A 19392-nucleotide genomic window follows, 5' to 3' on the forward strand; every position below is an offset into this window, starting at 1 on the left:
CTCAATGTCTTCATTCCCGCAGCCCAGCGGCTTGTGGGCCGCCGTAAAACAGGTTGGTCCATTATTTGTTAAGGACATATAACAATATATTCAATTATCTAACTTGACTTGGTCGTATTTCTATTATGTAATGATAATGACAGAAAACAAGAGGAGTATGCATCATGATATCAGATACGTTTTCTCATGACATCCGCCGGGCATTGAATTATCTGGCCAGTCGTTGCGACTACGCTCAAACCGCCGATGGCGTTGGATTCAATGGCTGCGACACAATCCTGGGCCATGCTTTGGTCGAAAAAGAACCTTGGACGGAACGCCAGCTACTGGCTGCGGCTGGCCTAGTCGTTAAGTATCAAAAACAATGGATTAGCAACATTAAACTTGATCTGAATGCAGTAAAAACCCTGCTGTCCAGTCGGCCAAAGGCAACCGAACGGCTCAAGAAGCGCGACTTAATCAAAGGCGAGATCTGGGTTGAAAGCAATCGCTTGTTTGTTAAAACGGACTACAATGAGAAGGTCCTCCATGTTATGCGCAGCCTCATAGGCTCACGCTGGGACAAGGAATCAAAGATTTGGTCAGCCGATTGTTGTTCTGAAAACGCCGCCGACGTCGAATCTCTTGCCCAGGAATTCGGTCTTACGCTCAACAAAACAGCCGAATGGAATAATTTTCAGAGAGTCCGGCAGGTCAAGGTTGACGGCAATGAGTTGATCATCAGCGGCGTCAATGCCCGCCGAGTGCGCGGTATGATCAATGAGATTGACGATGACAATCCTAGCGGTACCAGCGGCAGCGACGTGTCCTTTGGCTATCGCTTTCCCGACACCACCAGTTTTTCCATCCCCCTTAACTCTTGGAACGCTGGCAATGCATTGCTCTGGCTGAATGGGCTCGATGAGCACTCCTACCTCTCATGGGCGATCGAGTGTTGCGCCAAATTACTGTCAGAGCAGGTCGAACTTCTCCACCAGCGAGAGAGTGAGAACTATAGCCGCACGCAATCTTTGGCCCTTCCGGATGAGATCCGCGATTCGCTTGTTTCGACCTTGCCGCCCGACTTTGCGGCCAAACTGATGCCGCATCAGTGGGTCGGCATCCAATCTATTGCGAAACACCATCAAGTCATCCTGGCTGATCAACAAGGACTCGGAAAGACAATCGAGATCCTGGGCGCCTTGGAATCGACTAAAGCCTACCCTGCCATTGTCGTCGCCCCCGCCACAGCACTTCTGAACTGGCGCGATGAAGTGGCGAGCTGGCTGCCGCAGCGAAAGGTTGCTGTCCTCGGCGGCAAAATCGCGAAGGCGGATAAAGGAGTGCCGCCAGAGCAGGCCCACATCATCATTCTCAACTATGAGATGTTCGGCAAAGAGACGGATCGCCTAGCGATCACTCGTCCCGCGACTCTGGTGGCGGATGAGGCCCAATATCTTAAGGGCCACGATTCTGCGCGAACCAAAGCTGTCGCGTCTTTTTGCAAGGACAACAAGATTGGTAGGATCATCGCGTCGACCGGCACACCGGTCATGAACCGCCCAAGTGAACTGCTAACCATCTTGAAGCTGCTACCGGAGATGCTCCAGGAACTCGGCGGCTTCTGGTACTTCGCCAAGCGATACTGCGCGGCCGTTCACTGCCGTGCTTATTTCGGTGGGTACTGGGATTTCTCCGGTGCGCAGAATCTCGGGGAACTCGCCAATAGGATTCGCGCAACGGGCCGGTTTGTCAGGCGCGAAAAAGCAGCGGTGCTCAAGGATCTGCCAGCAAAGCAGCATGATTTTCTGCCGATCGAGATCCACAACCGCGACGAATACCAGAAAGCGACGCATGATTTCTCGGAATGGTTAAAGACAGTAATCAAGATTGACAAGAAGAAACACAATGATGATGAAAGTACCCAGTTGCAGATGGCGGCCAGGTGCCTTGGAATCGATGAGGATGACGAGTTCTTCGACCTTAATCATATCTATATTGCCAGCCAGTCGGATCGCGCCGACGCGCTCCGGCGGCTGACCGCACTGCGACAGCTTGCCGGGACAGGTAAGGTTCGGGCCGCAGTTAAGGTGATCCGCAAAATTGTTAATGACGAAAAACAGAAACTTGTTGTGTTTGCCTATCACATTGAGGTGCAGGACGCTCTGATTGCGGCGCTGGGTGCGGATGGGCAAAAACCGCTATCCATCAAGGGCGACATGACACTCAGTGAGCGACGCAAAGCTATCCATACCTTCCAGCACGACCCAGGGGCAAGGCTCATCATTTGCAGCCTCAAAGCCGCCCAAACGGCAATCACGCTGACCGCCGCCAAGCGGGCACTTGTGGTGGAACTGGATTGGACGCCCGGCGCACTGGACCAGGCTGAGGACCGCATTCATCGAATAGGTCAGGTTGATCAGGTGGTGATCACATACCTCATTGCTGACGGCACTCTGGACCAGCGCATGGCAGAGATACTGGAACGCAAGCGAACGATTATCAACAAGGTGTCCGGTGCTGCAATGTATGGATACAAGAAGGATGGCAAGCCCCGTATGCAGGCACCTGGTCCCGGGCGCAAAGCATTGACTACTACAGAACGCAAAGCACGACGCGCCGGGACTAAGGCGTTGTGGCAAACCAGGAACCTTGATTACATGCGCGATTATATGCGAGAACGACGCAAGAAAGACAAAATCCGCGTTGCCCAGAATGTTATAGAGGAGTATAGGGACATTCGTAGCCTAGGTTACAAAGGTATGGTGCGCGAACTGAGTGAACAGTCTAGTCGCTACAGATTTTCGAACTACCGAGAAGACATGCTGGCAGCTTACAAAACCGCACTGAAGGCACAGGCCGCGCTCAAAAAGTTGGGCATCGAGGAAACGATTGAACCGCCAGAATAGCCGCTTTTTCTTGGTTATATTTGTCGAATGAATCTATATAAAATCTGCGCATAGCCGAATCTATTTATTTTGAAGATGAAATCAATAATCAAGGCTGCACTTTTTTGACAGCCAGTGTCTAATTAAATTTTATGACAACCATTTCTATAAGTCTCGACATTGGACAGCCCGCCGAATCAACGATTATCGCTCAAAAGAAAGCACTGGTTATCATTCGAGACTGTTTGTACAGATCGGCATGTATGACATCCGCTTTCCACCGCTTTAGACTATATTAAGACGGCAAGAAAAGGGGCGGTCGGCGGCTACTGACTAATCATAATAATGCAGCTTTCTCCTTGATAATCTCAATCGTTTGTCACGAAGCTAAATCATTATTTTCCATATTTCTTCTCGATTTGGCCAGACGGCAGCTTCCATGTGCCAAGACCAAACTTGTATTAATTTAGCATGATTTGCATCAGAAATCTGTTACAGCAGCGCAATGATACTTGCATAAGACTTTCAGAAAGTTATGTGTAAGTTTGGTTTTTACGAAATTACATTTAAGAAAATATTAGGCCGTTATTTATCAGGCATAATTCACCTAAGAAGTTTTTCTTATAATCACTTTCTATTGCTTATCAATGCCTCCTCAAAATCAACGGGGTAATGCGTCTTTAGATATGCCGTTTGATAAGAGATCATTGAATAGGAGGTGCTATGAGACTTATTGAAACCATATTTGGCAAATGTTTCCATCTTGTTCCAGACTGCTTTAGCTTGATTTTCGTTTATCAGTTGTTCTTTAGCTCGTGCTAGGAATTTAAGCTTACCTTTTTCAATTTCTACGCTTCTTCCCTTGCTCAGCAATTTGCGCAATGTATTGGCTTCGGCCATTGTATAGCCACCTATAACATTGGCAATTTGCATGACCTGTTCCTGATAAAGGATGATTCCATATGTTTCTTTTAAAATGGGTTCAAGCTGTGGCAGTTCATAAGTGATTTTTATTTTGCCATTTTTACGATTGACAAATTCAGTTATTATTTTCATTGGATCCGGACGGTATACAGCAATTAAAGCCATCAAATCTTCAAAATGATCCGGTTTAAACTTGATCAGAAGTGCCTTGATTCCGGGATTTTCAAACTGAAAAACACCATCGGTATCGCCTTTCATCAGCAGGTCATATGTTTCTGCATCATCGAGTGGCAAGTTATAAATGTCAATTTCAATTCCTTTTGATTTTTTGATTAAATTCAAGGTGTTTTTAATTACAGTTAGTGCCTTGAGCCCCAAGAAATTAAACATCGTCAGTCCGACTGCCTCAATATCTCTCATAGTGAATTGAGAAACAATATCGTCGTTCTGTGCAAACAGGGGGACAGTTTCAACCAAAGGCGTTTCTGAAATAACAGCACATGTTTCGTGAATAGATGAATGGCGGTTAAGGCCTTCCAAAATTAGTGAAAGTGACAGTAGCTTGTCAATTTGAGGATTCATCTTGCATTCCTCGGCAAATCTGGGCTCCATTTTTAAAGTATCTGCAAGAGAGATATTAAAGACATTCGGTACCAGCTTAACAATCTTGTCCACAACGCCATAAGGAATGTTCATTACTCTGCCTACGTCATGGATAACCGCTTTGGCCGTCATTTTTTCAAACATTACAATTTTGGAGACCTTATTTCTGCCATATTTTGTTGTTACATATTTGATTAATTTCTCCACCCCTTCCTGACAAAAATCAATATCTATATGCGGCATACTGATATTATTGAGATTCAGAAATCCTTCAAAATATAAATTGTACCGAATAGGGTCGATATCAGTGATTCTGAGAGCATAAGCGAGAAGACTTCCAGCAACAGAACCACGTCCCGGTCCTACCGGTATATCATGGCGTTTGGCATAATTGACGTAATCAGACACTATTAGAAAATAGCCTGAAAACCCCAATTTTTTAATAATCTCCAACTCTGTATGCATGCGTTTATTATATTTTTCCCGAACAACAGCCGCTCCCTCATTTTGGTATTTCATAATAGTGGGCAGAAGCTTTTCCAGCCCTTCCACGGCTTTGCGTTCCAGATAACATTCCGAAGTTTCCTCCGTATTTTTCAGCACGAAATTTGGTAAATAAAACTTATTAAATTCCAGTTCTAGATTGCACCTATCGGCAATGCTGACTGTATTGGCAATGGATTCCGGCATTGTAGCAAAAAGACTCTGCATTTCAGCTGGTGATTTGACATAAAATTGATCCGATGTTATCGGTATGCAGTCATTGCATTCAATGGTTTCTCCCTTCTGGATGCACACCAGAACATTGTAAGCTTCAGCATGTTCGGCATTTAGATAATGACAGTCATTAGTCGCGACTAGTGGAATGGACAGTTCCTCGCTCAGTTCAATCAAGCCCTGGTTGGCAATCTTCTGATCAGAAATGCCATGTTTCATGATTTCCAGGTAGAAATTGTCTTCACCGAATATTTTTCGATATTCACAGGCGACAATCCGCGCTTCATCCATGTTTCCCCGAACAATATTGGAAGCTATCTCGCCATACAGGCAGGCGCTCGATGCAATGAGTCCCTCAGAATACTGCCTAAGCAAATCTTTGTCCACACGCGGATGGCCACAAAAGCCTTCGATATGAGCGGCTGAGACCAGCTTCAGCAGGTTTTTATAACCCTGTATGTTTTTGGCAAGGAGAATTAAAGGACGTGTGGATTCAACGATGGTGGACTTCTGCTTATCAAAACGACTCCTGGGCGCGACGCAGATTTCGCAGCCGATGATCGGTTTGATCCCGGTTTTTTGGGCCTGCTGATAAAACTGGATTGCACCAGAGAGATTGCCATGATCAGTCATGGCTATAGCAGCCATCTTATATTTTTTTGCCTTTTCGAAAAGATCAGTAAGACGAATGGTGCTGTCAAGGAGACTGTATTCCGTGTGAAGATGAAGGTGGACAAAATCTGCTTTTGCGTTTGCCATATTTTTATCCAATCAGTCTGAGTGATTTTTTATTTGACCCGTATTCGTTCCTATGGAAATGCAGCGATCATCCCAAAGTTCAGTCATGCCGAAGTCTTTAACATTAGTAACTTCAAGTCTGGGAAGTCCTTGTTTGTCGAGCCAGGCGTGAATGAATTCAATTGCCGCTGGACCTTCAGAAGCTCGTGCAGTAAAGATTTTGACCTTTTTCCCTTCGCCTATCCAGCGCTGAACACGTTCAACCATAGGCGTGATCGGTTTCCCAATATGCTGGACTCCAATCCAGCCATGATATTCGGCCAGCGTTCCGTCCAGATCGACACCAATCCAGAATTCAATTTCACTCATGAATATATTGTCTCCGTTTTCAAAATTATTGGGTAAAAGAACTGCTTACGAAAAGCTTTCCTTTCTTGTCTATATCAAGGATGGCTTTGTGAAAAACGACCGAACACAAATTATCTCTTTTCTTCAACTGAGCAAAAGCAACGTTAAGTCGATTAATTATGGGCTCTATCAAAAGGGGGTGAAAGTCTGGAGCAAGAAAGCAGGCATTTATTCTTTCTTTATTTTTGACCAGATTTGTAGAATCATAACAATCTTTATCTGATGGCTTTTGGGTTCTAACATGCCCTGCTATCATATCGCGCACAATGGCTGTATAAAAGAGCAGCTCTGACAGAATGCCTAGCGGAGTATTCCCTTTCTTTTTAAGTTCAAATATCCAAAATGATTTTTCATCTCCTGAATCTGCTACCAAGTCCACGCAGGCCTTTTTTCCTGGAAAAAGAGCATTATCGTCAAGAACTGCGTCGTGAAACACGCAAGCAGGAAACTGGCGATAGATATCGCCAGTATTAAAGGAACTTACAAGACAGTCCTTATCCGCCCCACCTTTGCACAGCCGCCACTCAATTTCTGTTTCGCTTAACTCGGATAGGTTTTTTGTAGGATTATCCTTGCCTTTCCCACGACCATTTTTACCAATGTTGCTTTGAAGCCTGCCTTCATTTCGATATTTCGTATAGAGACAGTCACTATTTAGGCGTTCTTTTATTGGATCACTAAGTTCGAACCACGGTTCATGGCTCCCTTTGCCATATAGTGAGTCAAAGAAGCTAAGGCGAAACAAAAACCGTTGGTAATGCTGCCATGTTGTCTTATTTGTCTTATTTGTCTTATTTATTTTTGGAAATTCTACGGAGAACTTATAACCTTTATATACAAATTCTTTCAAGACGAGTAACCAACCCTCAAATGCACTTACATTGCATTGCATGTTACTTTGAATCGCATTTTCATTGATACGTAATGTTATTTTTCCGCTTTCTTCAATTACTTCTATATCCCTTGGCCATTTGAGATTGGGGGTTTTTGTGTGTTTTGAGGGAAGTGGCATTGTTGCATATGCCTTCTTCATCTTTGTCTCCAATATTGATTTTTCAATTATCATGTAAACCCTCTTGGCTAAAAATTAATGATATAATTTACTGAAGCTAAATAGTTGCGATTTCACCATCTTTGAGCACCATCACATTTTTGAACTGTTGAAAGTAGGCATTTGCGTGTTCAGTATGCACCGGCACCAACATTTTCGGCTTCAGTGCTGCTGCATATGTTTTTAAATCTTCAACCGTCGCATGCCCACTGGTATGGGCATAGACAAAGTTGACGTGTGGATCGTTTCGATAGGCAGCTATGGCCTCAGCCCCATAATAATCCTTGTTCGAATATGAAAGATAACCGAGCCATTGCGAGTAGATGACGTTCGCTGGTTTTGTTGTCTTATACAAATCAATAATCTTGAAATGAGACATTTTGCCGAAAAATAAGTAATCATGGGGATTGGTTTGGAGCTCTTCTTTATGGACACGATACTTGTAGAGGCGTTTGCGGAAATCGCCGAATAATTCGGGATGTTTTTTGAGTGTATTGTCACGGCTATAAGAAGCGTAAACCTTAACCAATTCCCATTCCATATTAGGTACATTGTCAGATACGAGTTTGAGTTGTTCAAGGACCCAAGCCGTATATATGTCAATTACAATGGTCTTATGTGCCCGTATGCAGGCCCGGACAGCTGACGCAATCCGATCAATGTTCTGGGAAGATGAAATGAGAAAAGTGATATTTTTCTGGTCTTTAATGGTTTCATATATTTTTTGTTCGACAGCTTCTTCTGTGGGGAATTTGTCATTACTTCGCTCAAGCATGGTTCCTTCCATAAAGAGCAGATCAATATCTTTGGGCGGTTTTTTAATGATATTATCAAAAAGGACTGATTTTCTACCATGCGCCCGGAAATCGCCACTATAGAATATTCTCTTCCCTTCTGCCTCGATCAGAAAACCGTAAGCATCGGCGGCGGAATGATCGACAAGATATGGCGTAATTTTAAAGTCCCCCACTGAAAAGTGCTGCCAACTTTTGAAATAACGAAATTCGTTAGCGTGCAGTTTATTACTTAAAAGGATTCGCGTTGCATCAATAAGGTGTTTTCCCAACTCGCCTATATACACCGGTATGGACGGATCAAGGGTATCAATAAGGCCGAAATGATCCTGATGAGGATGGCTGATCAGAACAGCATCCGGTTTAAATGAAGATACATCAAGTTTCCTGCTGTTCGCAGTTAGTGGCAACCCCAGATCAAGAAGGATCGTAGTATTTGCCGTCGAGAGTTGGATGCAAGTCCCGCCGATTTCCTGAGCGCCACGATGGATGATAATATTCATTCGGTGATTACCAGAGTAACCTGTTCTTTGGCTGGTTCAATCTCGATCTTTTTCACAATGAATGGCCACTCATCAAAATTCATCTTTTCGTATGGCATTCTATTCGGTCCATCAAACAAACGCTGTACATCTTGCCAATGAATCTTTTTCGGCGGAAATGAACGCCCTTTTATTTCTTGCCGATTGGCAAACCGAACTTTAAGGGTAACGTTGCCATCACCACCTTGGAAAAGCTCATGGTACTCTGGTAGGTTATTTACACTCATGGTCGCAGTCTCCTTTCACAATATTTAATTAACTTTACAGTTTATAAGTTCAACAATTCCACATGACAGATGAGATAACTCTGATACCTACCTTGTCTCGAAAAACGCATAACATAACTGTTGCGGTTGTAATAAACATAACTAATGGATTTCATCAATAGCAGAACGACAACCGTATGTCGCATTATTTTTTAAGACATACGGTTGTCGTTTCACCGTTGATTTATAATAATAAACCAAATATGTAGGATCATAGTCAAAGGAGAATTAACAATGAAGGCTACAGAAAACCCCAAAAAGCGCCTCATTCGCCTCGGTCAGATTCTTAAGATATTTATGGAACGAGAGAAGGTTTCCACAACTTGGCTGAGCAAACATTTTCAAACAACGCCAAGGACCATTCAAAGAGATCTTATACTGCTAAAGGAAGCCGATTTTCCTTTAAATGAACCATTCCGCGGCAATTATCAAATCGACAAGACCCTATTAAAAAATTTTGATGTTTTTGATGATACGGAACTTGCTATGGTTATTGCCATCAAGAATCTCGTCGGGCAACTTGGCGAACCATTTGAGCAGGCAGCGGGTGACATCTTTAATAAACTGTATGAGGATGTGACTACCTCCCCGGTTTTCATCAAAATTGATGATTCCGTAATTTTAGACAAACGCCAGTTCAATAAGATTGTTAAAACTATTCGTGAAAAGAGGCAAGGGACATTTCTATATGAGGGCTTCTCTCATCATGAATTTAGCGTAGAACCTTATCGAGTCTGCTTCTTCGACGGATTCTGGTATCTAGTGGGAAAGGATCTTCGCGATCAACAATTTAAGCGGTATGCATTAGATAAGATCAAGGACTTCAAACCTCTTAATAAAAATTTCCGCTGCGTGCCAGCGCAGGTTGACCGGATGCTAAAGGAAAGCGGCAATATCTGGTTTTCCGCGGAAAGAAATATTGAAGTCGTTGTAGAAGTTGATAAATCCTGCGCTCATTACTTTCGTCGCCGCAAGGTGCTTCCGCATCAGGAGATCAAGCAGGAGCTGACGGATGGCGCAATCATTGTTTCCTTCAAAGTAGGCAGCCTTGACGAAATAAAAAACACTATTAAGGTTTGGCTACCCAATATCAAGATAATTCAACCGGAAGAGCTTAAAAATATATTTTTGAAAGATATGAAGGCATGGATCTCCTGGCAAAAGGAATCATGATCATACAAATTAAACATGCTTATCATTCATTTTCAATCTCTACCACATCAACCGCACATTCCAACCTTAGCTGATATGCATTTGACGAGTCGATTTCACGTGGTTTCTAATTGGTTTTCGACCTCAATTTGCGAATAGCCTTAAAAGCAACGAAAGAAGTGACTATTTTTTTCATTTAAGGTCTTGGTCAAATAAATCGAATAATGCACTGAACGGCCTTTGACTTAAAGTAACTGAAAGTAAATAAAAGTAGCGTAAAGTAAAACTTGGTAATTAATGTAATTATATGATTTTATTTAAATAATGCTTGAATGTTTTTATTTGTATGGTAAAATACAAACAAATTATAAATTTCAGTAGACCGCTGAACACCACTGACAGGGTAGTGGGTCGGCAACGAACAGTTAATTAGAAAGTCGAGAACCCCGTGAAAAATCTCGGCTGGTAAAGTTAAACGCGAACCTCTAACAAGAATCTGGGTGATAGAGGTGAAAAGTCGATAAGTAAATCAGAATATCTGTACCTGCGGGCGAATGTAATTTCAGGATAATTAAGAATTAGAAAAATGGTAGCTGCAACCTGCTGCGAACACCTCAAAAGTAAGCGGGCAGAATGATCATACAATTAGGCCCATGGGCTGCGAATACATAAAAAAGGTGGGAAAAACGAGGATCCTCTCGACCACCCTGCCATCACCGTCGCCAAGGAATCTGTCGACCTGTCGAAATAGCAAAATAATCCAAAAGCCGAAGCAAGAAACAAGATCACGCTTTCCCCTAAAGAATTTGCCGTTTTTTAGAGGGAGGGTCCAGCAGCGTCAATGACTGGTAAGCCAACTAGTTAAATAGCTGTCTGGGGAGACCGCGTGGTGCTGGGAAACCAGCCTGCCATGTGGGAACGAGGGCTGCTCGCGAAGGCGAGCTTCTACTCACTATCTGATCGAATTCGGGCGACCGTGATGGTAATCGAGACGTGGTTTGAACCCACACAGGGGGCCGGCAGTAATGCCAGAACCCTGCCGGAAGGGGGATTTTGCATATCGTAAGACTTGCAAAAAAATAGCTCAACCCTTCAAGCACCCAAAAGCGTTAAGGCGGGGGTGCAATCCGGGACGGAATGTAAAGGCGCTAGGCCATAGCTGCTTCGAAGCATTATGCGTGACAAGAAATCCCCATAATGGGGAGAGTAAGGCGATTCTTCTGGATTCTATCGCTTAACCATAATGTGGATACGCAACGCCTAACCATTCCTTAACTCTTGATTATTTAAACGGGTAACCGCCGAACGGCTCACTGTAAGTGAGAGCGAGGCGGGAGAAGCATTGCTGATCACCGTTCGAGGACCAAGGCAGGGCAGTCTTAGTACAAGCCTGATCGGTTGGCGCCGATCAAGAGGGGCACGGGAAAGGCAATATCCGAGATCTGTTTTCTTGCAGCAATAGGGGAGTCTGGCAACTTCCCGCCCTCATTGAGGGAGAGCCGGGAGGCTGCCAAAAATAACCGGGAGGTAAAAAATGGCAATTAGCAATTGGATTGAATTTACCACATTGATTCTAAATTTTTCTGGACATGGATACTTTGAGTATTCATCATTTAAAATTCCAGAAAAGAAAATGAAAAAAGCAGAGCAGATTGATGAACTAATCATTAAAAAGTACCCGGAAGTCAAATACAATAAAGATAAAAGATACCGCTGTAAGAAAGCGGGACTGGCCAATTTTACCTATATTCGTTGGAATAATGTAGGCGTGATCTTACGAACTGCTGGTAACGTGCAGGCAAGGCACGACGCGGATAAGTTTATCAACCTTTGCGAGGTGCCCTTGACCTTTACCGTGGGAAGTATGATCGAGATAAAGATTGCTAAGGGCAAGGCAGGTCGTAAATTTACCGCGTTCCTGTCAAAACAATCTTTTCGCGAAATCAAGGCGATCCTAAGGGAAAATATAAGACACCACAGGATGGATATAGCAAAGATGTATTGGGATCACCTCGGATCACTGCCAGCTTTTGGCGGAATTTTGGGACAGATTATGGAACTGTTTAAATGGCTAAAGGTGGAGACAAAGGTCGCAGGCGTGAAAAAGTGGATTTGGTGCCGGTTGGTGCTACGACCACTCTGATCATGTTAGCACTTCGCCGTATAAGCCAAATGGCTTATACGGCTTTTTATGCAAAAATATTCAGTTGTGTTTAGACAGCAGGGCATTAAGTATGGGAAGATCGCAATTTAAATGATATGCCCGCAGTCATGCTGGCATATCATCTCTTTCTAGCCAGGATCCATATTCATCAAGGTATCCACCTTTCTTCATGATAATTGCTCCGCCAAGAAGGACGAAAATAATTGGCAATACCAAGACGGCATTACCCATCAGGAATGCAAAGATTAGAAATAAGACGGACAAGGTGAACATAGAGCGATTAATAATCTTTCTCATCCTCCTATTGCTGTTTGTTTTTATAACAAAAGCTTCTTTGCGTAATTCCGCCCTTTGATTCAGCCCTGCTAAATCTTCTACTTTATACTGCCCATTTGAATTTCGTTTTGCTATGGTAACCGCACGGCCACGGAAATTGTGAATAGTAAAATAGTGCGTGCCACGTCCTGTGCCAGCTTCAGAGCCAGTTGTCTTATAATAGTCAAAGTTTACCAGCGCATTGGCCCCTATTGCGATCGCGCCATCAATTGCGTCATTTTTGGCTTCTTGCGGGGAATTTCTGGAACTACCATGTACTATCCAGTTACCATATTGAATAATTTCCCAACCCTTAATGATACTTTCCTTTGAGGTGATAAGGGAGTCCGGAACTTTGAAAGTCAATATGTCAGAAGGATTTAGTAAAGAACATTTCAATGCCTTGTAGCCTTTCGGCGTTGCTCTTTCATCAAAAGCAACAATGGCTTCTTCACATATCTTATTGATCTGACTTTTATCCGCGAATTCATTCACGTGAAAATAATAGTCTCTTCCGTCATCGCCTTTAATAAAGCCATAATTTTTACTCGGCAGATACGTCTTAATTATCCCTTTCATAGCTTAGCCTCCATTCTTCACAGAAAAATGAATATGATTTGTTGGTTTATTGCGAAAAATCGTGCAGTTATATTTTATTTTGTTATAGTTGAATTGACGTTATCTAAATTCTTAACAATGACCCAAAACAATTGGCGCTGCATTAGAAAGGTAATATCGGCTTTATTGATATTCAGGCCTGTAAAAGCTTCAATTGTTTTTGTTTCACGCTCAGTCCGACATATACCTCCAGGTACATAGGCCCCTTGTCGTGATCGTTCGGTTCTTTTGTAATGTCCAAAGTTTATTGACTCGATCGACTTTGCTGGCCTAGCAGAACATCTTCACGGCGCGTTAAGGCCAGTCTTTGACTGATTTTACTTTTTTGCCCTTTTCGCCTCATCTTCCCGCATCTTTTTTAAAACGGCTTCAGTATCTTTTATACCCTTATCCAAAGACTTGGTGGCTTTCTTTACTGCTTTTTCCACTTCTTTGGCCAGGGCTCCAAGAAGCATCTCCTCCCTGTTGCTTGGCCCGCTTTTGCAGCGCAAACGGATAAACTCCGATATACTGACGCCTGATTTGTTCGCCTCCTTCTTAAGCCAAGCTTTGAACTCAGTGGTAGTTAAGAATGTAACCCTTGCTGTTTGAGGTGACATGGCCAACTCCTTTCGCTTTATTCATTGTTATCATTATAATGTTCATTATAACATTATTTGCATTATTTGTCAAATGTTATCGGCGGTAATCAAAAATTATATGAAAATTTAACATTATGAAAAGAATTATTAAAAATAATACGATCTACAGATGCTGTTTGGGTGTTTCGCAATCAGCAGCGACCTCATATGGTCCAAAAGGCAAAAGATTCGGAATTCGAAAGCCAGCCCTTGTTCTAGCTGAACACGGATTCTCCAGCCTTAAAACGAAAACTACTCTATACAGCAGTTACCCAAACCCAAAAGAGTCACTGCCTCCATAATAAGAGGAACATATGAATTAGGAAATTAATACCGGAAAGCAAAGAATGTTCATTTTCATTATTTTATATGGGACAATAAAGAAGAAACGGATTCGAAAAGGGAAGAGTTGTCTGATTGAAATGAAAACAGAACTTTTTGCAGGATGAGATAATAGGTAAAAGTTTTTTTGCAGTAAAATAATGATAATCAAAGGGCAATAAGTAACGCGTCATGAAATTTCATGGGTATCAACGTCGGTTCCCGTAAAGCTCGCTATTTGGCAGCACGCTCCCCTTGGTAATTAATCCCTATAAATATAGTTATAAAAATAAACCCATTGGAAAAGTGATAAAGGCTAGTAATTATGGGAAATGTGGCATGATCTGGAGGTGATGCCGGATTTTTTCGAACATTATATCAATTGGACACTCATTTCACTTCCAACTATTATTACCTTTTTGCAAAGCAAAAAATAATTGTCTGAAACGATGCACTCAAAGACATTTACTTTAATGTTCATTTCGTTGAGCTCAAGTGCTCACTCGTTTTTACAAATCTCCTTCTTGAAGAACACGACCGAATCCATTTTCTTCCAAATACCAGTATGTAAAATGTTTCGATAGCCAGCTTGCAGTTTTCTCTTCAGCCAATGGCCGGTAACGGGAGGTATAGATCACCGGTATGCCGAAACGAGCTTCCAACGCATCTAATGTGCCTGAAACAGCATTTGGATGAGCTAAAGTGTTGTATTCATCCTGATCATAGGGAGACTTGATGTCTTCGTAGCTTGCTTCAATCATTAAGGCTCGCCAACGATACTTTGTCATTTTTTCGCATTGTTTTAAAAAGCGGTCACGCTGCTGGATTAAGGTCGTTATGAGATCGGTTAAAGTCTTTCGTTCCAAAACCAATAATGCCTCCATTCCTTCTATGCTGTAATCACCTGCCTTTAGTGTTTGCCTCTTTTCATCTGCAATCCAATTTGGAAATCGACTAAAATCAAAAGGATATTTTTCACGGGTGTCTATCAAGACAACCGGTTTAGGAATCTGTCGGGTAATACTGTGCCCATCTCGTTTGGCGATCAATCGACCAGTCGGCGGTGCTGCCGGATTGTGTTCCCGTATAGATATTTCAGGATTATATGTGTCATCATCTTTTTCTGATACAGCTGAATTGATTATTGTCATATTCATCCTAATTTTTTCACTAAAATATTAAAGATTGTTATAGCAATCTGCTAATTTAACAATTTTCGATTTTAATTCTTTTACGATCCTGTTCGGCTTTATGAGAGTTGCATGTTCTCCAAAGGAAAGAATCCAGGAGATTAGCTCCGGCTCTGAAGATGCAGTAAATTTTAAAATGATTTTATTTTTACCCTTCATCACAATTTCCTGATCCGGGCTCCATTCCCGCTCCGCCACATAAGCGCATGCCCAACCGGTGAAGACCACTTCCACTTCAAAGGCTTCATCTTTAATAATGCCGAAATGCTGGTTGAATGTTTTTTCGAAGTCAAATTTATCAGGCTGAAAACTAATATCCGTCATCTCCACTGATTTCATTCGATGCACCGCCAGCAATGGATCAAATTCCGGTGTATGGTAGGGTTTGCCTGGTTCTTTGGCTTTTTGCGCGTGAAGATACATCGCATCATGATGTGAAAAGAGCTTTAGCGGCTTGATGTGATATGTTTTAGGGCGCGCAGCATCGATCCCCTGATAGGTCAATTTGCAGACCTTTTGCTTCTCCATAGCGTCAATCAGTGTATGAATGATTTGATGTTGCGGCGTATAATCAATTGTGCCTGGTCTAAACGCGGCAAAATGGCATCCGCCGATCTGTCGTCCATCGGCAAGCGCAGCCTTACTCTTGTAAATTGCTTGAGTTGCCTCTTCATAGAGCTTTTTGCCAATAAGATGTTGCGTGAAAGCTTTGCACATTTGCAGCGACTGAAGTTCCGCTTCGGTCAATGGAATATTCCGAAGCGAAGCAGTAGCTTTCTTAATTCGATAAAAGTTTTTGTTGCCCTTCTTTATTTCTTCAATATCGATCCCATAGGATTTGCGGATATTATCAATCAATCGCAAAACCGTCTGTTTGGAGCATTCAAGCATCTTTGCAAGTTCCGTCAGCGAATGACTCTCTCCCGAAAAAAGCAAACGAACAAACAGGCCAATCAGCTTTTCGCCGTAACTTTTATAAAGATCACGTTTTGCGGGCATAGATACTCCTTTGATTATGATTGCAGATAATCTAACGTTTTTAAAGAATATCTTATCGTGCCCTTTAAGTAAACATGAAAAATATAAATCGTACCGCTAAATGGAACGTTCCACTGTTATGATTTATCCAAAAGCACGAAGCCCCCAAAATGAGATTTGTGCAAAATAATCGGAAAGGATGAATTGATGATTCACAAAAGATACGGGAGACGTTCCGATCAATCCGGAATGGTTAACTACAATCTCGATAAACATGAACGCTTTATTCTATGTAATTGCGCCATTTACCTGGATCGACTGCTTGCCACATATTCGGTTGTAGACGCTGAAACGGTCAGCATATTAGCGGACGTTTTAGGGCCTGACATCAGCGGGCTAAAAAATACGCTTAAGAAGATAATGTCTCTTCAGAAAAGCGAAGGAAGGGAGGAGGATATAGAGGATAATCTTCTTGATCCTGATAACGAATCGGATGCAATCTGCCGGATGCTTCGGACAGCGGGTAAAAAAACACATAAGGAATTTATTGCGAGCAGTAGATCCGCTCTCGAAAAGCGAATCAAGAAACTGGCCTATTCCGGGAAAAGTGAAGCAGAAAAGAGGCTCTGTACTCTGGTAAAAATGTTCTGTCTGTCAGATGAAGAGAAGACGCTCGCCGCGTTCATTTACATTGTTACGGTCTGGCAGCAGGCCGAAACTTATTTTGTGGACCATCTGCATTGCCAGGATATTTTCGGACGGCGCTATCTGAAAATGGTGTTGCAAATGACCGACGCGGAACTCAACCAGGCTTTGACAGGTACGTTTGCACGGATTGAGTTTTTTGATCTTGACCAGCGCCGCTTCAACCTGAACGATAATTTCGCAATCTTCTTTCAAAAGCCGTTCAATGAGTTGCTTAAAAAAAGCTATTTTAGCCGCTTTTCAGGGAAAACAATTCCGTTGGAAAGTCATCTGGTCGATCCGGTTGTCACGGAGCATATTATCAACCTTTTGAAAACAAAAAGGAAAGCGCCCAACCATATTCTTCTGTATGGCCCTCCGGGAACGGGAAAAACAAGCTATGCGCTGGGATTGGCGCAGAAGCTCGGAGTATCCGCATACGAAATCATGCGTGAGGAACGCAATACGGCCAGCACACGGCGCGCTGCGATTCTTGCCTGCCTGAACATGACCAACAGCGGAGACGGGTCTCTAGTAGTGATCGATGAAGCGGATAATCTACTTAATACTCGCCAGTCGTGGTTTTCCCGTGGCGAAACCCAGGACAAGGGGTGGCTGAACCAACTGCTGGAAGAACCATGGACCAGAATGATTTGGATCACAAACAATATCGACGATATTGAATCTTCTGTCTTGCGCCGCTTTGCCTTCAGCGTCCACTTTCGTGAATTCAACCGACGCCAGCGGTTCATTCTGTGGGAATCAGTGCTGAAACGTCACCATGTAAGAAACCGCTTCCCGGATGAGGAAATCAACAAACTGGTGGCCCGTTATCCCGTCAGCGCGGCCATCATCAACATGGCCGTCGCCAAAGCACTGGAAACATCTTCAGCACGACACTCTGCCTTTCAAGATATTATGAAGATGAATCTCGACGCTCACTTGACGCTCCAGAACAACGGTGTAAAACCAAGGACGGCAGACAGGATAGATGATAATTATTCCATCGACGGACTCCATATTGAAGGAAATCTGCCCACGATCATGGAGCAGATAGAAGCTTTTGACCGTTGCCTGCGAGAACCCGATAACCATGCTGTCAGAAACTTTAATCTGCTCTTTTACGGTCCGCCCGGTGCCGGGAAGAGTGAACTGGCGCGCTATATTGCCAATCATCTGGATAGAGAGTTAATGGTCAGGCGTGTCAGCGACATTATGAGCAAATATCTGGGTGAGACGGAGCAGAATATAAACCGGGTATTTTCCGAGGCGGAGGCTATGGAAGCCGTCCTGGTCATTGACGAGGCGGATTCATTTCTTTTCAACAGGGAGTTCGCGGTACGATCCTGGGAGATCAGCCAAACAAATGAATTTCTGACGCAGATGGAGCGTTTCAGGGGTGTCCTGATCTGTACGAGCAATCGCTTTGCAGATCTGGACTCTGCTTCCATCCGCCGTTTCAACCATAAAGTCGGTTTCCGGCCCCTGAAGCCTGAAGGGAATGTCATCTTTTATAAAAGACTGCTTACCGGCCTGAGTGAAACCCCTCTCAACAGTATGGAAACAGACATGCTGGAACAAATCCATGATCTGACACCTGGGGATTTTCGCATCGTGAGAGACCGTTTCGCGATCTTTGAAGCGGAACGAATCTCACACACCATGATGATTGATGCCCTGCGTGAGGAAGCGCGCGTTAAAAAGGTGCAGGAGGGAAAGAAAACCTTTGGCTTCATGCGGAGCAGAGCATAACCGGCCAATTATTTCAACACAGTGCATACGCCATTACTATTATTTGATTCGTTCCGTAATATGGAACATCAATAGGGTACAAAGTAATCGCGCAACAAATATTAAAGGAGGCATAGGACAATGTCAAAAGAAGAAACGAAACGGGACGACAAAGGGCTGAGTGAATACGGAATCATCTATTTATCCGGAGAAATCAATAATGAAAGCTCGGAGGCTATCAGCAAACAGATCATTGAGCACAACATTAAGGGAAATATCAGCCAGATACAGTTTATCATCAACTCTCCCGGAGGGTCATGTTCTGCCGGATTCTCCATCATCGACATGATGGAATGGTCCCGGATTCCTGTTTATACCACCGGCATTGGAATGATTGCATCCATGGGACTGCTGATTTTCATGACCGGAGAGCAAAGTCATCGAGTCATTACAGCGCGCACTTCCGTCCTTTCACACCGCTTTGCCGCAATGAGTATCGGCAATCACAGCCAGCTGATCGCAGGCAGGAAAGAGGAGGACATGACCCACGAGCGTGTTATTCAACATTACCTGACTTATTCCAAAATCAAAGACCGTTCCGAACTGGAGAGTTACCTTTTGAGGGATGTTGATACCTGGCTTACCCCTGAAGAAACATTGAAATTTGGACTTGCCGACATTGTTGAACATTCACGCAAACGCTCATAAG

The 19392-nt window shown here is 43.3% G+C and carries 14 protein-coding genes; 5 read left to right on the top strand and 9 right to left on the bottom strand.

Annotated elements, in window-relative coordinates; genetic code table 11:
- Window positions 1-164: 164 nt before the first annotated feature.
- Window positions 165-2888 (top strand): hypothetical protein, encoded by a 2724-nt coding sequence (locus CVU71_07090; protein ID PKN19268.1) that lies wholly within the window; start codon window positions 165-167, stop codon window positions 2886-2888.
- A gap of 606 nt (window positions 2889-3494) precedes the next feature.
- Here the strand turns inward: CVU71_07090 and CVU71_07095 are convergent.
- The 5 genes from CVU71_07095 to CVU71_07115 are packed head-to-tail and all read right to left on the bottom strand — an operon-like array spanning window position 3495 to window position 8871.
- Complete coding sequence (locus CVU71_07095; GenBank protein PKN19269.1) at window positions 3495-5882, bottom strand: DNA polymerase III subunit alpha; 2388 nt, start codon at window positions 5880-5882, stop codon at window positions 3495-3497.
- On the bottom strand, window positions 5883-6209 hold the full coding sequence (locus tag CVU71_07100; protein ID PKN19525.1) for a hypothetical protein: 327 nt from the start codon (window positions 6207-6209) through the stop codon (window positions 5883-5885).
- A gap of 34 nt (window positions 6210-6243) precedes the next feature.
- Window positions 6244-7323, bottom strand: a complete 1080-nt coding sequence (locus CVU71_07105) for a hypothetical protein (GenBank protein PKN19270.1) — start codon at window positions 7321-7323, stop codon at window positions 6244-6246.
- A 43-nt stretch (window positions 7324-7366) separates the two neighbouring features.
- Complete coding sequence (locus tag CVU71_07110) at window positions 7367-8605, bottom strand: MBL fold metallo-hydrolase (GenBank protein PKN19271.1); 1239 nt, start codon at window positions 8603-8605, stop codon at window positions 7367-7369.
- On the bottom strand, window positions 8602-8871 hold the full coding sequence (locus CVU71_07115; GenBank protein PKN19272.1) for a hypothetical protein: 270 nt from the start codon (window positions 8869-8871) through the stop codon (window positions 8602-8604). Before CVU71_07115 ends, CVU71_07110 begins: the two co-directional genes overlap by 4 nt.
- 273 nt (window positions 8872-9144) lie before the next feature.
- Here CVU71_07115 and CVU71_07120 point away from each other — a divergent pair, with 273 nt between their 5' ends.
- Together CVU71_07120 and CVU71_07125 are read left to right on the top strand one after the other, a co-directional pair.
- Window positions 9145-10083 (top strand): transcriptional regulator, encoded by a 939-nt coding sequence (locus CVU71_07120; protein ID PKN19273.1) that lies wholly within the window; start codon window positions 9145-9147, stop codon window positions 10081-10083.
- Between the two features lie 1513 nt (window positions 10084-11596).
- On the top strand, window positions 11597-12205 hold the full coding sequence (locus CVU71_07125) for a hypothetical protein (protein ID PKN19274.1): 609 nt from the start codon (window positions 11597-11599) through the stop codon (window positions 12203-12205).
- A gap of 126 nt (window positions 12206-12331) precedes the next feature.
- On the opposite strand, the gene CVU71_07130 is transcribed toward CVU71_07125, so the two are convergent.
- The 4 genes from CVU71_07130 to CVU71_07145 all read right to left on the bottom strand — a co-directional run bounded on the left by CVU71_07130 (window position 12332) and on the right by CVU71_07145 (window position 16289).
- Window positions 12332-13120, bottom strand: coding sequence for a hypothetical protein (locus CVU71_07130; protein ID PKN19275.1), 789 nt, complete (start codon window positions 13118-13120; stop codon window positions 12332-12334).
- 356 nt (window positions 13121-13476) lie between these two features.
- Window positions 13477-13758: a hypothetical protein gene (locus tag CVU71_07135; GenBank protein ID PKN19276.1), complete on the bottom strand. Its 282-nt coding sequence runs from the start codon at window positions 13756-13758 to the stop codon at window positions 13477-13479.
- 851 nt (window positions 13759-14609) lie between these two features.
- Entirely contained in the window at window positions 14610-15194 is a 585-nt protein-coding gene (locus CVU71_07140) for a hypothetical protein (GenBank protein PKN19526.1), read from the bottom strand.
- 84 nt (window positions 15195-15278) lie between these two features.
- Entirely contained in the window at window positions 15279-16289 is a 1011-nt protein-coding gene (locus tag CVU71_07145; GenBank protein ID PKN19277.1) for a hypothetical protein, read from the bottom strand.
- Between the two features lie 186 nt (window positions 16290-16475).
- Here CVU71_07145 and CVU71_07150 point away from each other — a divergent pair, with 186 nt between their 5' ends.
- Both CVU71_07150 and CVU71_07155 read left to right on the top strand, forming a co-directional pair.
- Complete coding sequence (locus tag CVU71_07150) at window positions 16476-18704, top strand: hypothetical protein (GenBank protein ID PKN19278.1); 2229 nt, start codon at window positions 16476-16478, stop codon at window positions 18702-18704.
- A 120-nt stretch (window positions 18705-18824) separates the two neighbouring features.
- The gene (locus CVU71_07155) at window positions 18825-19391 is read left to right on the top strand and encodes a hypothetical protein (protein PKN19279.1); all 567 of its coding nucleotides are present in this window, start codon (window positions 18825-18827) and stop codon (window positions 19389-19391) included.
- The last annotated feature ends 1 nt before the right edge of the window (window position 19392 follow it).

This window comes from Deltaproteobacteria bacterium HGW-Deltaproteobacteria-6 (assembly GCA_002840435.1).
GTDB lineage: Bacteria > Desulfobacterota > Syntrophia > Syntrophales > Smithellaceae > UBA8904.

Excerpts from the sequence above, each read along its gene's own strand:
- CVU71_07145 (PKN19277.1), bottom strand. The coding sequence starts at position 16,289 with ATGCCCGCAAAACGTGATCTTTATAAAAGTTACGGCGAAAAGCTGATT.
- CVU71_07110 (PKN19271.1), bottom strand. The coding sequence starts at position 8,605 with ATGAATATTATCATCCATCGTGGCGCTCAGGAAATCGGCGGGACTTGC.
- CVU71_07105 (PKN19270.1), bottom strand. The coding sequence starts at position 7,323 with ATGATAATTGAAAAATCAATATTGGAGACAAAGATGAAGAAGGCATAT.
- CVU71_07125 (PKN19274.1), top strand. The coding sequence starts at position 11,597 with ATGGCAATTAGCAATTGGATTGAATTTACCACATTGATTCTAAATTTT.
- CVU71_07115 (PKN19272.1), bottom strand. The coding sequence starts at position 8,871 with ATGAGTGTAAATAACCTACCAGAGTACCATGAGCTTTTCCAAGGTGGT.
- CVU71_07135 (PKN19276.1), bottom strand. The coding sequence starts at position 13,758 with ATGTCACCTCAAACAGCAAGGGTTACATTCTTAACTACCACTGAGTTC.
- CVU71_07090 (PKN19268.1), top strand. The coding sequence starts at position 165 with ATGATATCAGATACGTTTTCTCATGACATCCGCCGGGCATTGAATTAT.
- CVU71_07120 (PKN19273.1), top strand. The coding sequence starts at position 9,145 with ATGAAGGCTACAGAAAACCCCAAAAAGCGCCTCATTCGCCTCGGTCAG.
- CVU71_07155 (PKN19279.1), top strand. The coding sequence starts at position 18,825 with ATGTCAAAAGAAGAAACGAAACGGGACGACAAAGGGCTGAGTGAATAC.
- CVU71_07130 (PKN19275.1), bottom strand. The coding sequence starts at position 13,120 with ATGAAAGGGATAATTAAGACGTATCTGCCGAGTAAAAATTATGGCTTT.
- CVU71_07150 (PKN19278.1), top strand. The coding sequence starts at position 16,476 with ATGATTCACAAAAGATACGGGAGACGTTCCGATCAATCCGGAATGGTT.